This window comes from Pseudomonas sp. dw_358, assembly GCF_018449655.1.
Lineage (GTDB): Bacteria > Pseudomonadota > Gammaproteobacteria > Pseudomonadales > Pseudomonadaceae > Aquipseudomonas.
On record NZ_JAAVUX010000008.1, the window covers coordinates 94,578 to 115,311 of the forward strand.

The window sequence follows — 20,734 nt, forward strand, 5'->3', positions numbered from 1 at the left end:
GCCCAGCATGACCGACGCTTATGTCACCCTTTCCCTGGCGCAGGTGCATGAACTCGCCTGCGAGGTACTGACCCATCACGGCATGGCCCTGCCTCACGCCGAAGCCATCGCCAGGGTCATCACTCAAGGCCAGCGCGATGAATGCCAGTCCCATGGCGTCTACCGGCTGTTGGTCTGCGTGCGCACCTTGCGAAGTGGCAAGGTCAACCCGACGGTCCTGCCCACGGTAGGAGAGCTGGCTTCGGGCATCGTCAGCGTGGATGCCCATTACGGCTATTCATTGCTAGGTTTCGAAAGCGGTCTGCCGAGACTGCTGGAGAAAGCCCGGGCCAATGGCCTGGCGGCGATGGTTATCCACAACTGCTTTCATTTTTCGGCGCTGTGGCCGGAAGTCGAGGCCATCGCCGCCGAAGGACTGGTAGGGTTGGCCATGACGCCCAGCCACAGCTGGGTCGCGCCCGCGGGCGGCCACAAGCCGGTGTTCGGCACCAACCCGCTGGCATTTGCCTGGCCCCGGCCAACCGGCAATCCCTTTGTGTTCGATTTCGCCACCAGCGCCATTGCCCGTGGCGATATCGAATTGCACGCGCGACAGGGCAAGCCGATTCCGGCGCATTGGGCCATTGATGAGCACGGAACGCCCACCGAAAATGCCCAGGCAGCCCTCAAGGGTGCCATGCAGACCTTCGGTGGCTACAAGGGCTCGGCCCTGTCGGCCATGATCGAACTGCTGGCGGGTTCACTGATCGGCGACCTGACCAGCGCACAATCCCAGGCATTCGATGGCGGCGCTGGAGCGACGCCGTGCCACGGCGAACTGATCATTGCCTTTGACCCCAAGGCGTTTCTTGGTGACGCACTGGAAACGGGCCAACAGAGCGCCGAGGCGATGTTCGAGGCGATCACAAATCAAGGGGCCCGGCTGCCGTCCCAACGGCGTTTCGAGGCCCGTGAGCGCAGCATGCGCGACGGTGTACGGATCCCGGCCGACGTGTTCGCGGATGTGCAAAAGCTGCTGGATTGAGGCTTGGGTGTCATCCCCCGCAGGAGCCCGCGATCAGCATCACCCGAATGACCGGTGTGACATTGATCGCGGGCTTCGCGCTCCTACAAGGGTATGAGGCGCACTCATCAGGTTACGCGGTCGCGCTGACCGGCATGTGTCGCCCTACCCCCACCAGCCGATACGCCACGAAGGCCACGGCAAAACTCACCGGAGCCGAAAACGCGGTCAGGCTGGGAACATAGAGACAGACCACCCCCGCCGCCGCTCCCACCACCCAGGCTGCCAGGCCCGGACGATCCCAGGCTGGAATACTCAGAGCCTGCACCGACACTTGTGTCGCCACCCGCCCCTGGGCCGAGGTAATGTGCGCCACCGCCACGCCCACCCACGCCACAATGAATACACCCTGCCAGGCCAGCGCCTGAAGAATCTTCGAAGTAACGTCTGCCATCATCAAGGCATACACCGCCACGCCCACCAGAATGGCAAAGACGTACCGCGGCGCGTTGAATTTAAGGGCCTGGCGACTGAACGCCTGCATGTTGACCATGGCCAGGTAATAGTTGGCGGTGTTGATCCGCGTCTGGGTGACCCAGACGAACAACAGCCCCCACACCCCCATCAGTTTGAGCAGCGCCTTGACCACCGACATCTCGGTCAAGGAGCCCAGGTCGGCGGTGGTGCTGACGATGTAGATGCCGGCCGCGCCGTTGAGCAGGAAGGTCACCAGATAGAACGGCGCACCAAAGGTGAAATGCCCGTGGAAGCCTGCATCGGCCTTGCGCCCGTAACAGGCGAAGTCGAAGGTCGACATCATCAGGCCCCAGATGCCCATGTAGAACACAAAGCACGACCACCAACCGTAGGCCGGCACCGCGCCCTTGGGACCGAAATCCAGCCAGGCGCTGTTGAACCCGTACTCACGGGTGGTCAGCAGCACCGCCACCAGCAGCCCCACCAGGTAGAACGGCAGAAGCACCCCGTTGAACTTGTCCAGCCACTTCTGCACGCCACCGAACACCAGCGGCACGCTGTACAGCACCACGATCAATGCCGCCCAGCCGAAGGAAATCTGCGGGTAGAGATCACCCAGGGCCGCTGCGATCACCGATCCTTCGAACATCGCGTAGTAGATCGCCGTGACGAACAGAATCAAGGTGGCCAGCGCCGCGCCAGCGCTGCCGAACAACAGGCGGGAAAAGGTCGCCACCGACAGGCCGGTCCTGATCGCGTACCGGCTGACGATGCCGTTGACCAGAGCGTAGGACACCACCGACAGCGCCATGCCGATCAGCGCATTGCGTGCGCCGTAGGTCAAAGCCAGGGTGGCGCCGATGACGATATAGAACATGCCACTGCAAATGGCCCACCAGGCCATGGTCAGGGCCAGCGGGCGCATGCGGGCGACATCGGGCACGCCGCCGGCGTCGGGGAGGTTGCCGGGATCGCTACTTGAGGACGACAGGTGGGCCATGAGGGTTGCTCCAGTGCGGTGAATGACGGTCAGTGCACAGCTTATATTAATGAACGGTCATTCATCTAATTTACTGTGAGACTGCCTGCCGTCAACCGGCCTCGGCGTTGCGCTGGAGGCTGGGCGCGACCCCGTACTCGTTGCCAAAGCTGCGGCTGATTCATCGAGCATCTAAACACCAGGGTGTTGGCCGTGGCGCACCTGTTTATGCCCGCAGCGGCTCGATAGCGTAGTACCCGTCGGCCCGCCATTTGCCTCGCCGGCCCCGGCCATGAACAACGATTCGCCGACTATAAAAACAATACCTGGAGGACGTATGAACAACCCAGAAACCCCCGCTGGCACGCCCGGCGTGTCCGCACCCCAGCGCTATGACGCAGTCATCATCGGCGCCGGCATCGGCGGCCTTTACCAGCTCTACCGTCTGCGCGGAGCCGGGCTCAAGGTCATCGCCATCGATGCCGGCAGCAGTGTCGGCGGAACCTGGTATTGGAACCGCTACCCCGGCGCCAGAGTCGATTCGCCCAGCCATGTCTACCAGTACTGGTTTAGCGAAGCCTTGAACGATGCCTGGGACTGGAGCGAACGTTTCCCCGCTCAACCCGAGACCGAGCGCTACCTGAACTTCGTCGCCGACCGCTTTGAACTGCGCAAGGACATCCGCTTTTCCACCCGGGTGCTGTCCTGCGACTTCGACGAGACTTGCCAGCGCTGGCAGATCCAGACCGACACCGGTAGCCGCCTTGACGCCAAGTACCTGATCTCCTGCGCCGGCACCCTGTCCACGCCGCTGAAGAACCTGTTCGAAGGGGAAGACAACTTTGCCGGCGAGGTTTACCACACAGCCCGCTGGCCCCGACAACCGGTGGACTTCACTGGCAAGCGGGTCGGCGTGGTCGGCACCGGTGCCACCGGCATTCAGGTCATCCAGACCATTGCCCCGCAGGTGCAATCGCTGACGGTGTTCCAGCGCACGGCGCCCTACACCATCCCGATGCGCAACCGGGTGTACAGCAACGCGCAGCGCGCCGACTTCAAGGCCAGGTTTCAGGACATCAAGACAGCGGTGCGCAACAGTTTCGTCGGCTTTGACTTCGACTTCAGGTACGGCAGCTACCACGACGCCAGCCCGCAGGCACGCCGCGAAGTCCTCGAAACGCTCTGGGATGACGGTTCACTGGCGCTCTGGGCGGGGTCCTACGGCGAGATATTCAACGATCAGGCGGTGAACGACGAGGTCTCCGCCTTCGTCCGGGAGAAGATGAGCGAGCGCATCAAGGACCCCGCATTGATCCAGCAGCTGGTACCTACCGGCTACGGCTTCGGCACGCGCCGCGTGCCATTGGACACGGGCTACCTGGAGACCTTCCTGCGGCCCAACGTGCAGATCGTCGACATCAAGGCCGCGCCCATCGAACGCATTGTCGCCCAGGGCGTGCAGACCGCCGACGGCCAGGTGCATGAACTGGATGTGCTGATCCTCGCCACCGGTTTCGACGCCTCCACCGGGGCCCTGACCCAGATCGATATCCGCGGCAGAGACCGGCAATTGCTGCGTGACGAGTGGTCCAGGGACCTGCGCACCACACTGGGCATGATGGTGCATAAATTCCCCAACTTGTTCCTCACCGCTGCCCCGCTCTCTCCCGGCGCAGCGCTATGCAATGCGCCAACCTGTCTGCAGCATCAGGTGGAATGGATCACCGACTGCATCCTGTTCCTGGAGAAAAACCACCGCGTCACTGTCGAGCCGACTCAGGAGCAGCAGGACCGCTGGGTCGCCCACCACGACGAGATGGCCGCCACCTCGCTGCTGGCCAAGACCCGCTCCTGGTACACCGGCGCCAACGTCGACGGCAAGCCCAAGCGCCTCTTGGCCTATGCCGGTGGCGTCAACGTCTACCGCGAACACTGTGACGCGGTGGCCGCCCAAGGCTACGCGGATTTTCGCATCCTCTGACCCGAACGCCGGCCCAGGCGCCGGCGTGACTGCCACCTTTGTGCCCAGAGGGCTCTTCCATGCCGGTGCATGCCTATTACAACCCGCAGAATCACGGCCCCTACGAGCATTATGCGCTCGGTGACCTGCTTCTGATCTCGGGACAGACCCTGCGCGACTGTGAACTGGCCGTGGCCACCTACGGTCAGCTCAATGCCGCGAAAGACAACGCCATTCTGATCCCGACCTGGTATTCGGGCACCAGCCGGATCATTCATGATGTGTTCGTCGGCAGCGGCCGCCCGATCGACCCGGAAAAATATTTCATCATCATCGTCAACCAGTTGGGCAGCGGCCTCTCCAGCTCCCCCCATAACACCGCCGAACCTCAGGCCCGCGGACGCTTTCCGGCGATTGCGGTAGCCGATGATGTCAGCGCGCAAGAGCGGCTGGTCACCGAGGTGTTTGGTGTGAACCAACTGGCCCTGGTCATGGGCGGCTCCATGGGGGCGCAGCAAGCCTATGAGTGGGCGGTGCGTTTTCCCGCCAGGGTCCGTCGGCTGGCCGCCATTGCCGGTACGGCGCGTACCAGCGAGGTCAACCAGCTCATCGCCGAGGCGATCCTGCACAGCTTGCGCAGTGATCCGGCATTCTGCGCCGGGGACTATAGGAGCGCCTCGGACCTGAGTGCCGGCCTTGTGCAACACGCCCGCCTGATGACCCTGCACGGCCTGAGCCCGGCGTTCTTCGAGCAGCAGCATTACCGGGCACTGGGCTTCAACAGCGTGGCCGCCTTCGTCGAGGGTTTCATGACCCCGTACTTTGCCCCCATGGACCCCAATGCGCTGATCACGCAACTGGAGAAATGGCGCACGGCCGATGCCGGACACCTGTGCAACGGCGACCTGCCGGCGGCCCTGGCGCGGATCACGGCCAGGACCCTGGTGCTGCCGATCCAGCAGGACCTGTATTTCCCGCCTGCGGCCTGCGAGGCCGATGCGCGCTTGATCAAAGGCGCCCATTACCAGGCCCTGAGCTGTCCTTATGGTCATCTGGGGCTGTTTGCAATGGATGCCCAGTGGCTGGCGCAGGTCGATGAGGCGCTGCGGGCATTGTTGGACGAATGAAGGATTGGCCGCGCGACCCCGGGACAATGGCCAGCGTGCACCTGTCCCGGCACTTGCAGGGCAGTAGAATGACCCTGCTCGATTGCGGTCGAGGCCGTGCCGGCGTTGCGCCTTACCACCGCTCCACCCGCCAGCACGGTACACCTGGCTTGCCCTTGGTTCGGGTGTTTTCTTCAAGGCGCCTTCGGGCGCCTTTTTTTGTGCATGTCAGGTAGCTCGCATGACGGCCATCGCCCGACTGTGACGATCAGGCGCCGATCAACCCCAACGAACGCAACACATCATCGGACTGCAAATGGGTATGCGGGCTGACCATCTTGCCGCCCTGTTCGACCCAGCCCATGAAGTTTTCGCCCGCGTCCCAACCCAGCAAACGTTGGACTTGTTCCGGCAAGCCCTTGAGGGTGTCGAACGGCACCGACAGGTACTGGTTCTCTTCCTGGCGCACGCAGCCCAGGTCAATGGCCATGGTCAGGCCGGTGCGCGGCTGGTCACTGGTGTTGGTACCGCCGCCGTGGTAGGTGGAACCGATGAACAGCATGGCCGAACCGGGGGCCATCAAGGCATCCGCGGCCTCCTCAGGTTGCGGGCAACGTTCGTCATCCCACTTGTGGCTGCCGGGGATGACTTTGGTTGCGCCCGTGGCTTCGCTGAACTCGGTCACCGCCAGCATGATCTGCAGCCGCGCTTCGCGGCCGTATTGGGGGTGGCGCCAGAGGAAGCTGGTGTCGTCACGGTGCAACGGTTGCTTGCCCTGGCCTGGGTGGATCTGGATGGCCTGGGTCATGCCGATCTGGATCTGCGGCGTTACGGTGGTGCGTTCCTGGCCAAACCAGACCGACACCGGCTTTTGCAGGATTTTCCCGGCCGCGCCCAGGTACAGCGGGTGCAGGACCACATCGACCATGCGGCTGCAGCGCGCAAACAGGCGGCTGGCGCGGCGGGTCGAGGTGCCGACGAAAAAGTTCTCATGCCCGAAGCTGGACGTGTCCAGCGCCGCGTCAATCTGCTGCTTGAGCTCTTCGAACGCCGTCCCTGTCATGAAGTCGGCAATGATCACGCCGCCGTCGCGTTCGATGACTTCAACCACTTGCTCGACGGACGCCGTGTTCGGCAGGGTGACAAGAGAAGGCTTGGACATATTGGGTACCTCGCGGATCGATGGGCAAAAGCGGTGCATCACGACGCACCGGGGAGCGAATGTGCGAGGGGAATATAAGACGGGAACTGGAGGCGGCACAGGTTGGCGCCAGACACTAACAGGTGAATTTCGGCCACCGCAGGACGCGGCGGCCGAAGCGGATCAAAAGGTCCAGGTCACCAGGGTTTCCCACAGGTTGGAGTTGGTGTTGTCACCGTACATCTGCTTGGCACCGGCGCCCGGCAGCGCCACACCGTAGACCGTGCTCAGGGTCAGCGCTGGCGTGATGGCCCAGTTCACGTACAGGTCGGCTTCCTTGGCGAAGTCACGGCTGGTCACGCCCTCAGGGGCCTTGGCCAGTTCGAAGCGGTAGCCCATCAGGCCCACCTGCAGCTCTTTGACCGGAGTGACAGCCAGACGCAGCATGTCGATGTTTTCGTTGGTGTTGAACAGCATGTACTCGCCGACGATTTCACCCTGGTACCAGGTGCCGTATTCGCCGCCGTAGCCGTAGGCCATCGGGTCGTAGTTGGGCGAATACTCGGTGCGCCGGTAGGTCAGGGTCGGCGTCCAGCTTACGTCCGTGAACGCATAGTTGGCCTGGGCATACCAGCCGCGCCCGTGTTTATGGGTGTCACCGCCTTCTTGCCAGGCGTACTCACCGGCCAGGCTGACCTGGGGCAAAGCCGCGATCGGTGTGCCTTTGGCACGCACGTCGTAGACGTTGAGCCCATCGCGGGCCGGGTTGTCGGCATCGATCGCGTGGTAGTAGGTGGCGCCCAGGGTGCCCAGGGTGTCGCGCCACTCAACGTTGGCACCGCGCATGCGCAGGTGCTCGTGGTAATCCAGGTAGTCGACATCTTCGTTGGCGCGCAGGTCGAACAAGTCGGCGTGCAGCTTGCCGGTGTTCAAGGTGGCGATCAACGTATTGCTGAACGCCGTACGTGGCCCGATCCAGGCAGCGCCGTCCTTGCCCTGGTCGGCGTGGCCGTCGCCCAGCAGGAAGCCGGTGTCGATGATGAAGTTCTGCTTGCCGGCGCTCAGGGTGATGGCGTCCTTGCCCAGGCTTGGGAACAGGTCGCCACTTTTCCAGCCGACGAAGGCGGTTTCCAGGCTGACGCGGGACGGGTTGTCACGGGTCAGGCCGGCTGCATCGCTGCCGCCACGCGTTACCGCCCCCACCGCCGAAATCCCGCCGAAGAAGCTGCCGTACGCAGTCTGCGGGCCGGTGAGTTTCAGGCCAGGCAGCACGAAGCCTTCGAAACGGCTGGACGTGCGGTTGGTTTTCAAGCCCAGACCGCTGGTCTTGGCACCGAAGTCCTGATTGGCGTTGTAGAGATAGGCGCTGCCAATGGTGACGCTGGGGTCAACCAGGATGTCGCCGATCTGGAAGCTGTCCAGTGCAAAACTGGAACCTGCGTATAACGCTCCGATACTTGCCGCCAATAAACGGACCTTGCCTTTCATGCCTGCGTCTCCCCATCTTCAATGATCAACTGCTGTGGCCGATGCTGGCCGCTTGCTGCCGATTGTCGGAGGTCAAGGGGGGACGCCCAAGGCGCAAACCGGTCAAAAAAGGGGATCGTAGGCGACACCTGAAAAAAGCTGAATCAATGTCGCACCTGCGATCGGTATTGCGACGGCGTGCACCCGCTCCAGCGCTGAAAAGCCCGGCGAAAAGCCGCCGCTTCGCTGAAGCCAAGTGTCTGGGCAATACGCGCCACCGGCACCTGACGCAGCAGCAACTCCTGGGCCCGCTGGTAGCGGGTTTCGCTGAGCAGCTCGTTGAAGCTGGTGCCGGCGGCGCGCAGATGGCGCTGCAAGGTCTTGCTGGAGCAGGCCATCGACAGCGCTACATCGTTGAGCGACAGCGAGGTGTCGAAACCCGCGCAGATGGCCGAACGCACGTTGGCGAGAAAGTCCCGCGGGCTCTCCAGATGCGACTTCAACACCGAACAGTGCGCCTTCATCTCGTTGTGTGCGGTGAGGTTGGCGCACGGCAGCGGCTGCTGCAACCATTTGGCATCGAACGAAAGGCTGGTCGCACGCGTGGCCTCGAAACTCAAAGGGCAGTTGAAATACGAGCGATAGCGCAAGGTGTTCGGGTCCACCGTAAAGCCGATGTTCAGGGCCGTCAGCGGCAGCGGCTGATACAACAGGTCGGCCATGACGCACTGCAAGGCGGTCAGGCAAAAATCCACGGCCAGGGCGCGCAACTCGTCATCGATGTCAAAATGGGCGGTGACCTGGATCGATGCCACGCCCTGCTCTTGCACCAGCGCCAGCTCAAAGCCGGTGCCCAGCGGGAGGGGGTATTCGAAAAACAGCTCGATGGCTGAGCGCAGGTCGCGGCTCGACAGCAAGGTAAAGCCAAAGATGCCGTAGGCCGCCAGCCGGCAGCGATGCCCCAGCTCCAGCCCCAGGTGGTCAGCACCGGTCAGGCGCAGGGCGTTGCGCAGGATCATGCACTCCTGCTCCACCGAGATCAGCTTTTCACCGGCGTGCAAGTCTTCGGCCGTGAGGTCGGTGCCCAGCAGCAGGCTGTGGGTGCAGTGACCGGACTCGGCGACAAAACCATTGACCAGCGCAATGAAATGCAAGGTTGCCAGACGGTCGATGTGTTGGCGAGAAGTGGCCATGGTGTTCACCCAGAGGAAGGCATCGACGCACAGGATAATCCGGTGCGTGGGGTCTTCAACAGGTGAGCAATGACCTGAAAACGGGGGATATGGGCCGTATCAGCCGGCGCGAATCATCATCAGCCACATGGCCAGGGTGGTATCCAGGGTTTCCTGCCAGTGCCGCTCAAGCAACCCGGTCTGCTTGTTGTAGAACAGCAGGCCTTCGATCTGCGAGGCAATCAGCACCGAAAACACTTCGGAACGGGCAATGGTCAGCTGGGGGTTCACCTCGAGGATCAGCTTGGCGATGACTCGGCAGAAGGTCTCGTAGATGATTTTGACGTGTGCGCCGATGGCTTCATCGTGCTCGGCCAGGGCCCAGCTCTGAAAGGAGAAGGAAGCGATCCAGGGGTCGCGAGCGGCTTCCAGGTCTTCACCGATGACCTTGAGCAGACGCTCTTCGGGGCTCAACGAACGATCCTCGGCAATGGCCACGAATTGGGTGACGAAAATCTCGATCTTGGCGCGGATCATCGAAAGCAGCAAATTCTCGGTGGTTCCGCAGTAGTGCTGGAGGTTGCTCAGGCTGATGCCCATTTCACCGGCAACCCGGCGGGCGGAGAACTGCGCATGGCCGTCGCGAACAAAGATTCGTGCCGCCGTGTCGATGATCTCCTCGATTCGCTGCACGCGCTTCTTCTCGCGAGGACTGGCGGTACGCTCGAACAGAGACTCGGCCTGTGAGGCTTCACTTAACATGCACTTGCTCCAAAACAGATGACCCTGACACAGAATGCCTGCCAGAAGGTCAACGGCGCAACCGCAGCGCCGCAGGCCAGACACTCGGGGGCGGCAATCAGAGGGTTTGGATTGTAATCATTTGGTTAAAACAAGGTCAACCGACCTTATTTATCAGTGTCGGTCGACCTTTTCCTCTGCAGCGCGGGTGTCAGAGCTCCTGACGGCCGATCCGGCGGTACGATTCGGGCTTCTTCACCCGCAGGTACAGGGCTAGCAACATGCCGAAGATCGGCACGGCCCAGACCGCCATTTGCATCAGTTGGGCCGGCTCACCAGTGACGCCCACCAGGGTCTCGAAGTTGGTCACGGCAAGGTAGAACACCACGGCCAGGCCGAAGGCGGCCACCACCGGGGCGACGAAGGTGCGCCACACCGAGACTTTCACCGGGGCCGGGTTGCGAACGAAGTAGAACGCCACGGCCACGCTGGTGAGCAGCATCAGCAGCAGGTAACCGTAGGCACCTACACCGGATTGACGAGCGTACAGGGTGTTGGGATCGGCGCCGTCGAAAATGAACGGGATTTCCAGCAGGGCCACGCAGATGGTCGCTACCAGCGAACCCATGTAGGGCGATTTGTTGCGCGGGTGAACCCGGGACAGGAATTTGGGCAAGGCACCGTCCACACCCAGCGAGTACAGGTAGCGCGACATGATGTTCTGCATGCACAGGAGGCCGGCGAAGATCGAGGTGATCACCAGTACGGCAGCCAGATTGACGCCGAAGTGCCCGACATATTTGCCCATGGCGTCCGGGAACATGCCCACGGTGTTGTTGGTGGCTACGCTGACCGCGTTGCTGGTGCCGTACGCGGTGATCATCACCCAGGCAGACCCGGCATAGAACAGGCCGATGAAGCCCACCACCAGGCCCGTGGCCCAGGGAATGGTGCGTTCGGGGTTCTTGGTTTCTTCACGAAACACGGCGGTGGCTTCGAAACCGTTAAAGCACAACACCGCGAACAGCATAGCCAGGCCAAACTGGCCGCCGGTCATGGCATGCCAGGTGAACGGCATGGCCGAACGCGCTTCGGGGCCACCGTTGATCAGTACCGCGAGGTCGAAGACCGTGATCACCACCAGCTCCACCACCATGGCGATCAGCAGCAGGTGCGAGGAGACTTCGAGCTTGAGGTAACCGCAGTAGGCGACGATGGCCCAAATGCCGATGGCGTACCAGTACCACTCGATCACCGGGCCGCCCAGGGTCTGGGCCACCAGGGTCGAGGCCGAGATACCAAAGAAAGTGTAGGTACAGGCCGACATCACCAGGTACGTCAACACCGCCAGCAGCGCCGAACCCAGGCCCACCACCCGGCCCAGGCCGGCGGTAATGAACGAGTAGTAGGCACCCGGATTGGGCAGGAAGCGGCTCATGGCCGTGAAGCCGGCGGCGAAGATCGCCACCAACACCAGCGCAGCCAGGTAAATGGCCGGTGCACCGACGCCGCCGAACAGCACCACGATTGAGATATAGCCGGCCACGGTCACCAGCGGCGCGGCAAAGGCCATCACCGCGCCCATCAACCGGAACAGGCCCATGTCGCCTTCAAGCCCGGGAGCGTTTTCGACCGGCGGCAATGCCCCGCCATCGAGCCGCGCACCGGCGACTGGAGAAAAGGCCTGACTGACGTGATCCGCCGTCAGCCCCGCCTTGAGTTTGGAGAGGTCGTTTGTAGTACTCACCCGGTAGCCCTTCTGTTGATCGCTCTGTGGGTCCGAACCTGACGAGAACCTCCCGTCCATTCGGCGATGCCTGAGTGCAGGCGCAAACCTGCATGGCGCCAAAGTTAGAGTTTGGGTGATTTATGAAACAGGTTAGGAAGGGTCATTTTGGGGGATCGGCATGGCGGCTGACGAGAAACCTCGACGGCGGCATAGAAATCTTGACTTAGGTCATCCGACCGTGTCTTATAGGTCGCACGACCTCACTAAAACATTCGAGGCACCTCGCATCCTGTCGATGCACCGTTACCAAGACCCCGGCCTGCCATAACCGAGTTAACCGTCACGTTCCAGCCAGAGACGCAACTGCTCTCTGTACTGGTGCTCAAGGGCTAGCCGATGAGGGCCGTCATCATGGTATCTGTGCACGCTTCACCCATTACCGCGGAAGACCCGATCTTTTCCACCGCCGAGTTGCAGGCGCTGATCGCAGCCCAGGGCAGTGAGGCGTGGCTGGATGACCCGGTGGCCCAGGACGCGCTCTGGCGAGCCGCTCAGGATGGCACCTCGCGGCTGTCCCTGACCCAATGGCTGGGTGCCCTCACCGGCTGCTGCCAAGGGCGCCAGGACCCGCTGCTGGCCCTGCGCATTGGCCAGCAAATGCACCTGACCGCCTATGGCATGCTTGGCTTCACCCTGTTGAGCAGCCCGACCCTGCGCGAGGCCCTGGCCACGGCCAATCACTTCTCGCTGCTGGTCAACCTCAAGCATCGTCTGCACCTGGAAGTGGATGGCGCCACTGCTGCCGTGCACCTGCAGGAAAACTTCGCCCTGGTCGGCGCCGACAAGTATTTCTGCACCCTGCTGGAAACCGCGAAGATCCTCACCCTGCTGGGCGACATGCTCGGCCATGGATTCAAGGCCCGGGAAGTGCGCCTGAACATCAACGCCGACCCGGCCGACGCGCGCCGGATGAGCGAGGTGCTGGGCGTGCCCACCCAGGTCAACTGCCTGTACACCTGCATCGTCATCGACGGCCAATGTGCCGATGCGCCACTGCCACAGTCTCACGCCATGACCCACCAGTCCTGCCGCACCCAATGCGTGACGCAGTTGCAGGAACTCAGCCAGCGCTATGACCTGTGCTACCAGATCCAGAAAATGCTATTGGCCTCGCCCGACCGTATCCCGGCCCTGCCGGAAGTCGCCTCGCGCCTGCACCTGTCGCCCCGCACCCTGCGACGCAAGCTGGAAGTCACCGGCAACTCCTACAACCAGATCCTGGAAGACGTGCGCAAGAAGCTGGCGATTCGGTACTTGCTCGACACCCCGCTGACCACCGAAGCGATTTCCGAAAAGCTCAGCTACAGCGATGCGGCCAACTTTCGCCACGCCTTCAAACGCTGGACCGGTACCGCGCCGCGGGCTTTTCGCTCACAGAACCGTGACACCGACTGGAGCCTGCCAGCGGCCTTCACGTTGCCCCAGGCCAGCCGCGCCGCGCGCCTCTCAGCCCACGCCTGAAGCGCGGGCCGGCAAACGGCTCACAGCCCGACCCTGACCTTCTTGCGCGCCCACTGCTCGACGTTGCGGTAGCCGCCGTGCTCGCTGCGGGCGATCACCAGGCGCATGGCCAGATAGTAGGCGAGGATGCACAGGGCCAAGGTCGGCAGGGTGGCACCGACGTAGCGAAAGCTGGGCCCGACCTGCAGGGTCAGCGGGTCGAACAGCATCAGGTAGACCACCAGGCCCAGCACAATGACCGCCATGGCCACCCAATTGACCCCGCCCCAGAACCAGTAAGCGCCCTGCCCGTCCTTGACGAACAAATGGGCCGGGAGCACACGCTGGCGGCGCAGCAACAGGTAGTCGGTGAGCATCACCGCGGCGATGCCGATGAACATCGCGCTGTTGTAGGCCAGCCAGTTCATGACATGGGCGATCAACCACTGGGTGTTCATCGCCACGATCAACCCGGGCGACAACAGGATCAGCACAATCATCTCCCAGCGCATGCGCGCGAAGACCCGCACCTGCTGCACTGCCACCCCGGCGAAGTAGAAGAAACTCGTCAGCGTGCCCAGGTTCGCCAGCAACAGCACCACCACGATCACCGAGCCAAAACCGTTACCGGCGGTCTTGACCACCCATTCAGCCGGTTCCGTGGAGCCAGTGGCAATGGCCGCCAGCGCGCCGACGGTGGAGGTGAAGCCGGCGCCAATCAATCCGGAACCCAGCAGCGAAGGGCTGATCAGGTGCCGGCGCTTGTGGATCAGGCGCGCGATGCCACCGAAGAACGGCACGCCGGTCATGGCATTGGACGCACCGAACTCGACGCCATAGGCCAGTTGCAGCAAGGGGTCGCTGGCATAGGCTTGCTTGGGATCGACGTTAGTGGCCAGCAGGCTGGAGAGGCTGGTGTCACGGGTGATCAAGTACAGCAGGATGCAGGCGATGATCAGAATCGCCGGGGAAGTGAAGCGCGTCAGCCGCGCAATCATCGCTGGCCCCTTGCGCAACAGGGCCCAGACCAGTGCCAGCATCAGCACCGAGACCAGGGTCACGAAGCCGTTGCCGATCTGGCCACCGGGGTTGAACAGCACCTGCTGCAGACGGCCTGCCGCCTGGCCGGTCATGGCGATCAGCACGAATGACCAGCCCAGGGTGGTCACCAGCAACAGACACAGCAGCAACGCCGAGCCCCGTGTGCCCATGGAGCTTTTGGCGGCATCGACCGGGTCGACGCCATGCCGAAAACAGACCATCCCGGCGGCCATGTACACCGGCGCCAGGCCGACGATCAGGCCGATGACATAGCCTAGGATACCGATCCGGGTGTTGCCGATGTAGGCAATGGACGCGCCGAAAAGATAATTGAAACTGGCCGCGCCGATGGCCATGCAGGCGGCCAGCAGGCTGCCGAAATTGCTGTACAAGCGATCACTGCCGCGGATCGGCAGACGCCCGGCCAACGCTTCACGTGAAGTGACCGCGCTGGGCTCCTCTTGCGCTTGACTCATGAACTTCCCCACTTTCTACAGTCGAAAAAACAGCCGGGAAGTATGAACCAGCTCACGACCGCCAACAGGTGCGCGGCGGTCAATTTTTTGCCGATGCCTCAGAGGTACAAGGCAGCGGCCACCCAGAGCAGCATGCCGACGATGAACCAAGCGGCGCCGGTGAACACAATCGAGCCGCCGGGCAGGCGGGTTTCATCGGCCTGGTTTTCGGCTGACTCCAGGGCAATCAGGCTGTTGACCAGGTCGCGGTCGAGATCGCCGAGGTTTTCGTCGAAGAGCAGTGAGTGATCGGCGGGCATGGGGCCTCCTGGAAAAAAATGAACCTCAGTGATCATGCAGGACCGAGCTTGCTCGGGAAAACGGCGACACCCTGTGACAGACACACTGCGGGGGCCTTTTTCCCAAGCAAGCTCGGTCCTGCATGATGACCTATCAGGGCTTGAACAAGGTATACACCGACGTCAGCTCATCGGCCTCGCGGCCATTGGCGGCCGTTTTTTCCACGAAGTCGGTGAACAGTTGCAGCAAGCGGCTTTCCACGCCCGCCCCTTTGGCCCGGCCCAGCAGGGACTGTACGCCCAGCTTGTGCACCTGGATCGAAGCTTCGTTACCGCTGAAATCATTGCGATCAATGGCGCTTATGGTGCGCGCGCAGGTACTGTCGATGACCGGTTTGAAGGCGCCCAAGGCCGTGCCCAGGTCCTTGATGTCGAGCTTCTCGGCCTGCAGCATCGCGGCGGCCTGCATCAGGGCGAAGGTGTTGCCGTAGTACATCGTCAGCAGGCAGCCATCCAGCACGTTGGCCGAGCCGGCCTTGGCACCGACGTAGGTCATGCGCCCACCCAGCAGCTTCATTTCCTCGCTGCAGCTGTTCCAGACCGCTTCGGGCCCGGAGAGCAGCAGCATGCATTCGGGCAGGCCGACCTGGGTCGGGTAATCCATGATCGCGCCGTCCAGGTACTGTACGCCGATTTCTGCCGCCCACTGGGCACTCGCCTGCGCCTGCCGGGCGTCGCCTGTGGTGAACTGCACCACGGTCTTGCCCTTGAGCAGCAGGGTGATCTCGTCCTGTTGAAACAACGCATTGCTGGTGTCGTAATCGGCCAGGCAGACGATGATCAGGTCTGACGCCTTGATCGCTTCGACAAAGCTGGTCGCCGCCACGGCCCCCTGCGCCACCAGGGGTTCGGCCTTGGCTGGCGAGCGGTTCCACACGGTGGCCTTCACACCGGCACTAATGAATGGCGGTACCAGTGCCGCGCCCATCTGCCCCAGACCAATGAACGTCACGTTCGAATGTTTCATGCCGGTTCCTATTTCGGTGGTGTGCATCGGCGTCATCGCGCCGGGTTGCCGAAACTCTAGGCATCGCGGCCCTGGGACAAAAGGTGATTAGAGGCCAACTAAGTGACCCTGGCGGGACAACCACCGGCACTGCGCACACTGGCCGCATCCCCTTGGTAAGTTGGCCCCAGCTCACCTGTTGGCCCAGGCGCCCGCCCTTCTAAGATGAGCGCCATGGCACCTGCAAGTGCCCTCCACCTTCACTTCACTGTTGAGAGAGCGACCGATGAGCATCATCAAGGCTGACCACATCATGTTGAACGACCCGGCGCACGTTCGGGTTGCCCACGACCCCAAGTACGGCCACGGCTCGGCGTTCATCCATGGCACCTACGTAGACCTGGACAACGCGGCGATCCCGATGGCCGACCTGGGCTTCACCCAGGCCGACGCCTGCTACGACGTGGTCAGTGTCAGCAAGGGCTATTTCTTCCGCCTCGAAGATCACCTGGAGCGCTTCGAAAGCGCGTGCCAGAAATTCCAGCTGACCAATCCCTACACCAAGGCCCAGACCGTCGAAATCCTCGAAAACCTGGTCAAGCAGGCCGGTACCAAGGAAGCCTACGTGTGGTGGGCCGTGACCCGTGGCTTCATGCCTGACGGCAACGACCGCATCAACCCCCACGCTTACGAAAACCGCTTCTACGCCTTCGTCGTGCCTTATGTGTTCATCTCCGACGACGAACAGCGCACACGCGGCATTGATGTCATGGTCAGCAAACTGTTCATCCGCATCCCGCCAAAAGCCGTGGACCCGACCGCCAAGAACTTTCACTGGATGGACCTCAAGCTGTCGCTGTTCGAAGCCCAGGCCGCGCAGAAAGAATGGTCGGTGCTGTGCGACGCCGACGGCTACCTCACCGAAGCCCCTGGCTCGAACATCTTCCTGATCAAGGACGGCGTGCTGTTCACCCCGGACTCCGGTTGCCTGGAAGGCATCACCCGCAAGACCACCCTGGAACTGGCCGCAGAAGTCGGCCTGCCGGTGCGCGTCGAGCGTGTCCACGTCGAGCAACTGCTCAACGCCGACGAAGCGTTCCTGACCTCCACCGCGGGTGGCGTGATGCCGATCAACAGCGTCGACGACCGAGTCCTCGGCGGCCAGGCCGGCCCGGGCAGCAAGACCAGTGAACTGCATGACCTGTACTGGACCAAGCGTTGGGACGGCTGGCTGGGCACCGCGGTCGACTACAGCAAACCGGCGACTGTCTGAGTCTCGTGTGCGGCGGCCGTAATGGGCCGCCGCGTCATTTTTCCTGGAGGACACCCCATGCCTGATCTCGACAAGCTGCCTGTGACCGTGACCGTAATGGGGCTGGGTGCCATGGGCGGTGTGTTGGCCCGTACCCTGTTGCAAGCAGGTTGCCAACTGACTGTCTGGAACCGCAATCCGGATCGGGCCGCTGCACTGGTGGCAGACGGCGCGCAACTGGCCGGCGACGTGCGCACTGCCTTGCTGGCCAGCGACCTGACCATCATCTGCATGATCGACAAGACCGCCAGCCGCGAAGTCCTGCACGGCCTCGGCCCGGAAATCGACCTGGGTGGCCGCACCCTGGTCAACATGAGCACCGGCACCGTGGATGACGTCAGGCGCCTGGACCGCTGGGCCCGGGAACACAATGCGCAATACCTCGATGCCGGGATCATGTGCTACCCCAAGGACATCGGTGCCGCCCACACGGCCATCCTGTACTCCGGGGCGCCAGAAGCCTGGCAGGCCCATGAGCAGACCCTGAAGATGCTCGCCGGCAGCCCGCGCTACCTGGGCGCGGACCCCCTGTCCTGCACCCCCACCTATCTGGCCCTTTACGCGTTCTACTTCGGAGCCTTCGCCGCGTGGATGGAAGGTGCGGTACTGGCTGCCACCGCCGGCGTCTCGGTGCAAGCCTTCCAGGCACTGTCGCCGATCATGACTGACATGCTGGTGGACGGCATCAACACCGCCGCCAGGCGCATCGCCTCGCAACAACTGGGCGGCGAACAAGCCTCGGTGGATGTGCACGTGTCGGGTCAGGAAGTGGTGCTCGATGCGCTGAAAAATGCGCAAGTGCCCTACGCCACCACCCAGGCGTTTTTGTCCTACTGCCACATGGCCCAGGCCGCCGGCATGGGCGACAAGGACATCGCATCGCTCTACCACGCCCTGCAACCCTGACCCTGAATGCCCTTACGACCCAGAGTGTCCTTCCATGAGTACTGCACCTAAACGCGTGGCCATCATCGGGCTTGATCAGTTCGGCAAGCAAATTGCCCGTACGCTGTCCGGACACGGCTTCGAAGTGGCCGGGCTGGACCCGCTTCGCAGCAATCTGCTCTCTCCCTGCGAGGGCGTTCGCCTGGTGCGCAACCTGGAGCAGGCCGTGGACAGCAGCGACGTGATCATCACCTGCTTCCCCGATCAACTGTTGATGAGCGCCCGCCTGTGCAGCCCGGAAACCACCTTCGGCCTGCACGGCAAGGCACTGATCAGCTTCAACACCTCGCAGACCCGCCCGGCGTCTTCGGCGCGCTCGATGGGCGAATGGGCCCGCAGTGAGCACATCGACTACCTGGAAATCAGCCTGACCGGGGAAGCGCACAGCATCGGCCAGATCGGCTGCGAATTGGTCTGCGCCGGGCCCCGGCGGGTGTACGATCGGCTCAAGCCACTGTGTCACTCCCTCGGCGCCTCTCTGACCTACCTGGGGACCGACTGCGGCGCCACTCTGGAATACTGCTGACGCCCACGCGTCCACGATCAAGCGATCCTGGACGCGCCCTGCCCGCGCTCGGCCATGCAACCCTTCCCGTCCGCCCTTCCTTCCAGTGTGTTTTCATCAGCAAATACAGGTCCGCCTCTTGACCTAGGTCACTCGACCGTATCTAATCGGTCACACGACCTAGTTATCGCCCTGCGACTTTCCAGGTCACGCGCATCAGCGCGATCCCTACCTGATAGACCAACAAAAACAGGCTCGCGCACGCCGCGGCCACAAGGTCAGGAGATAAAACATGAGGTCGAAGACCCGTTGTTCCGCCGTTGCCTGGCAACGTCGCACGCTCGATTTTTTCTTCGCTGCACCGCAGTACCCCGGCCTGCCCAAGCCATTGCGTCGCTCCCTTGAAGAGCAACGCGGATACCCCTGGTGATTGCGTATTTCTGCGCGATCAATAAGTGTGTTATCGCAGTGAGGGCGGCATGATGGGACTGATCGACACCACTCCAATTACGTTCGACGACAAGATTTTTTCCACCGCAGAAATCCTCGCGGCCGTCAGCATCAGCGCCTGTGGTGATGAGCAGATCGGTGCCTGCCTGGCCGCTGGCGGGCTGACGCCGAACGACCTGCAAAACCCTGCGTGCCGGATCTCGCTCAACCAGCATGGGCTGATTCAGGCCGCGTTCACTCAAGGCGCCGACGACCCCCTGCTGGGCCTGGAAGTCGGCAAGCGCCTGCACTTGACGTCCTATGGCATTGTCGGTTTCGCCCTGCTGAGCAGCCCCACCCTGCGTGACGCGCTGGCGGTGGCGGCGCAGTTCGGGCTATTGATGAATCTAAAGCTTGCCCTGCAGGTGAGCGACGATGGCGAGACGGCCCAGCTTGAGCTCAGCGACCAGTACGGGCTGAGCAACCACCAGGAAGGGCTGTGGTACTACCTGGAAATCTCCAAACTCATGACCTTGCTCAAGGACATTCTGGGCCTGGATTTCCAGTGCCAGGGCGTCGAGCTGAGCATGGGGGCCAGCGACGCCGAACAGCAGCGCGCGGCGCTGTGCCTGGGGTTGCCGGTGCGTTTCGATTGCGAGCGTACTGCCATCCGCTTCTCCGCCCACTGGCTCGACAGCCGGCTGGCCCAGGCCAACAGCATCACCCATGCCAGTTGCAAGACCACCTGCCAGACGCAAGTGCGCGACATCCTGCAGAAATATGACCTCAGCTATCAAGTGCAGAACCTGCTGCTCAGCTCTGGGCAGTGCATTGCCTCGCTGTCGGAGATTGCCGGGCGCCTGCACCTGTCGCCGCGCACCCTGCGCCGGCGCCTCGACGCCTTGGGCACCTCCTACAACGCCTTGCTGGTGGAAGTGCGCAAGAAATTGGCAATCCGCTACTTGCTCAACACGCCGATGACCACTGAAGCCATCTCCGAACAATTGAACTACAGCGATGCCGCGAACTTTCGCCACGCCTTCAAGCGCTGGACCGGCCGCTCTCCACGCGAGTATCGCGTGCTCAACAACGGTGGCCAGCACGCATCGCGTTTTGGCCACGGCAACAGCAGCAGCTCAGGCGCCTATGGCTCGGCCGCCTGGGCCGACCCTGGCATGGCGGCGATCGGTTGACGATCAAGGCCCCGCACCGTCGCACGGACCTCCACGACCCGGTTCGTTGCGACGGCCTTTTTCGTAACATCACCCTCTGCAATGAAACCCCTGATGGACATGAATCTGGCGGGAAAGGTGGTTGTGATTACCGGGGCCAGCACTGGCCTTGGCCGCGGCATCGCGGTGAAACTGGCGCAGGAAGGCGCGCGCCTGGTGATCGGCGATATCAGCGAAGCCAGACACCCCAGAGGTTTTGACGAACACCCAAACTGACCACCGTACAACTGATCGA

19 protein-coding genes are annotated in these 20,734 nt (G+C 62.6%); 10 read left to right on the plus strand and 9 right to left on the minus strand.

Annotated elements, in window-relative coordinates:
* Positions 1-7: 7 nt before the first annotated feature.
* Entirely contained in the window at positions 8-1,024 is a 1,017-nt protein-coding gene (locus HB675_RS13980) for an Ldh family oxidoreductase (protein WP_213878920.1), read from the plus strand.
* A 112-nt stretch (positions 1,025-1,136) separates the two neighbouring features.
* On the opposite strand, the gene HB675_RS13985 is transcribed toward HB675_RS13980, so the two are convergent.
* A complete protein-coding gene (locus HB675_RS13985; RefSeq protein WP_256737540.1) occupies positions 1,137-2,480 on the minus strand; it encodes an allantoin permease in 1,344 nt (447 codons plus the stop codon).
* Between the two features lie 316 nt (positions 2,481-2,796).
* Between HB675_RS13985 and HB675_RS13990 the strand changes: the two genes are divergently transcribed.
* Entirely contained in the window at positions 2,797-4,440 is a 1,644-nt protein-coding gene (locus HB675_RS13990; protein WP_213878921.1) for an NAD(P)/FAD-dependent oxidoreductase, read from the plus strand.
* Between the two features lie 59 nt (positions 4,441-4,499).
* A complete protein-coding gene (locus HB675_RS13995) occupies positions 4,500-5,546 on the plus strand; it encodes an alpha/beta fold hydrolase (RefSeq protein ID WP_218626556.1) in 1,047 nt (348 codons plus the stop codon).
* Between the two features lie 247 nt (positions 5,547-5,793).
* Here the strand turns inward: HB675_RS13995 and HB675_RS14000 are convergent, their stop codons facing one another.
* The 5 genes from HB675_RS14000 to HB675_RS14020 form a co-directional block, all read right to left on the minus strand.
* A complete protein-coding gene (locus HB675_RS14000; RefSeq protein ID WP_213878922.1) occupies positions 5,794-6,687 on the minus strand; it encodes a phytanoyl-CoA dioxygenase family protein in 894 nt (297 codons plus the stop codon).
* 162 nt (positions 6,688-6,849) lie between these two features.
* A complete protein-coding gene (locus HB675_RS14005) occupies positions 6,850-8,154 on the minus strand; it encodes an alginate export family protein (protein WP_213878923.1) in 1,305 nt (434 codons plus the stop codon).
* Positions 8,155-8,297: 143 nt separating this feature from the next.
* Positions 8,298-9,326, minus strand: coding sequence for an AraC family transcriptional regulator (locus HB675_RS14010; RefSeq protein WP_213878924.1), 1,029 nt, complete (start codon positions 9,324-9,326; stop codon positions 8,298-8,300).
* Between the two features lie 99 nt (positions 9,327-9,425).
* On the minus strand, positions 9,426-10,067 hold the full coding sequence (locus HB675_RS14015) for a TetR/AcrR family transcriptional regulator (protein ID WP_213878925.1): 642 nt from the start codon (positions 10,065-10,067) through the stop codon (positions 9,426-9,428).
* A 190-nt stretch (positions 10,068-10,257) separates the two neighbouring features.
* Entirely contained in the window at positions 10,258-11,793 is a 1,536-nt protein-coding gene (locus tag HB675_RS14020) for an APC family permease (RefSeq protein WP_213878926.1), read from the minus strand.
* Positions 11,794-12,186: 393 nt separating this feature from the next.
* On the opposite strand from HB675_RS14020, the gene HB675_RS14025 reads away from it, so the two are divergent.
* Entirely contained in the window at positions 12,187-13,296 is a 1,110-nt protein-coding gene (locus HB675_RS14025) for an AraC family transcriptional regulator (RefSeq protein ID WP_213878927.1), read from the plus strand.
* Positions 13,297-13,316: 20 nt separating this feature from the next.
* Here the strand turns inward: HB675_RS14025 and HB675_RS14030 are convergent, their stop codons facing one another.
* From HB675_RS14030 to HB675_RS14040, 3 genes are all read right to left on the minus strand, one after another.
* Positions 13,317-14,792, minus strand: coding sequence for a cytosine permease (locus HB675_RS14030; protein ID WP_213878928.1), 1,476 nt, complete (start codon positions 14,790-14,792; stop codon positions 13,317-13,319).
* A gap of 98 nt (positions 14,793-14,890) precedes the next feature.
* A complete protein-coding gene (locus HB675_RS14035) occupies positions 14,891-15,091 on the minus strand; it encodes a hypothetical protein (protein ID WP_213878929.1) in 201 nt (66 codons plus the stop codon).
* Between the two features lie 133 nt (positions 15,092-15,224).
* Positions 15,225-16,133 carry an NAD(P)-binding domain-containing protein gene (locus HB675_RS14040; RefSeq protein ID WP_345945769.1) on the minus strand — a complete coding sequence of 303 codons (909 nt, stop codon included), beginning with the start codon at positions 16,131-16,133 and terminating at the stop codon, positions 15,225-15,227.
* Between the two features lie 229 nt (positions 16,134-16,362).
* Here HB675_RS14040 and HB675_RS14045 point away from each other — a divergent pair, with 229 nt between their 5' ends.
* The 6 genes from HB675_RS14045 (at position 16,363) to HB675_RS14070 (ending at position 20,715) form a co-directional block, all read left to right on the plus strand.
* Entirely contained in the window at positions 16,363-17,349 is a 987-nt protein-coding gene (locus HB675_RS14045; protein ID WP_213878931.1) for an aminotransferase class IV, read from the plus strand.
* A 57-nt stretch (positions 17,350-17,406) separates the two neighbouring features.
* Positions 17,407-18,294 carry an NAD(P)-binding domain-containing protein gene (locus HB675_RS14050; protein WP_213878932.1) on the plus strand — a complete coding sequence of 296 codons (888 nt, stop codon included), beginning with the start codon at positions 17,407-17,409 and terminating at the stop codon, positions 18,292-18,294.
* Between the two features lie 34 nt (positions 18,295-18,328).
* The gene (locus HB675_RS14055; RefSeq protein ID WP_213878933.1) at positions 18,329-18,859 is read left to right on the plus strand and encodes an NAD(P)-binding domain-containing protein; all 531 of its coding nucleotides are present in this window, start codon (positions 18,329-18,331) and stop codon (positions 18,857-18,859) included.
* A 271-nt stretch (positions 18,860-19,130) separates the two neighbouring features.
* Positions 19,131-19,268, plus strand: coding sequence for a hypothetical protein (locus tag HB675_RS14060; protein WP_213878934.1), 138 nt, complete (start codon positions 19,131-19,133; stop codon positions 19,266-19,268).
* Positions 19,269-19,317: 49 nt separating this feature from the next.
* Positions 19,318-20,460, plus strand: a complete 1,143-nt coding sequence (locus HB675_RS14065) for an AraC family transcriptional regulator (protein ID WP_213878935.1) — start codon at positions 19,318-19,320, stop codon at positions 20,458-20,460.
* 93 nt (positions 20,461-20,553) lie between these two features.
* Entirely contained in the window at positions 20,554-20,715 is a 162-nt protein-coding gene (locus tag HB675_RS14070) for an SDR family NAD(P)-dependent oxidoreductase (RefSeq protein ID WP_213878936.1), read from the plus strand.
* Positions 20,716-20,734: the final 19 nt, after the last annotated feature.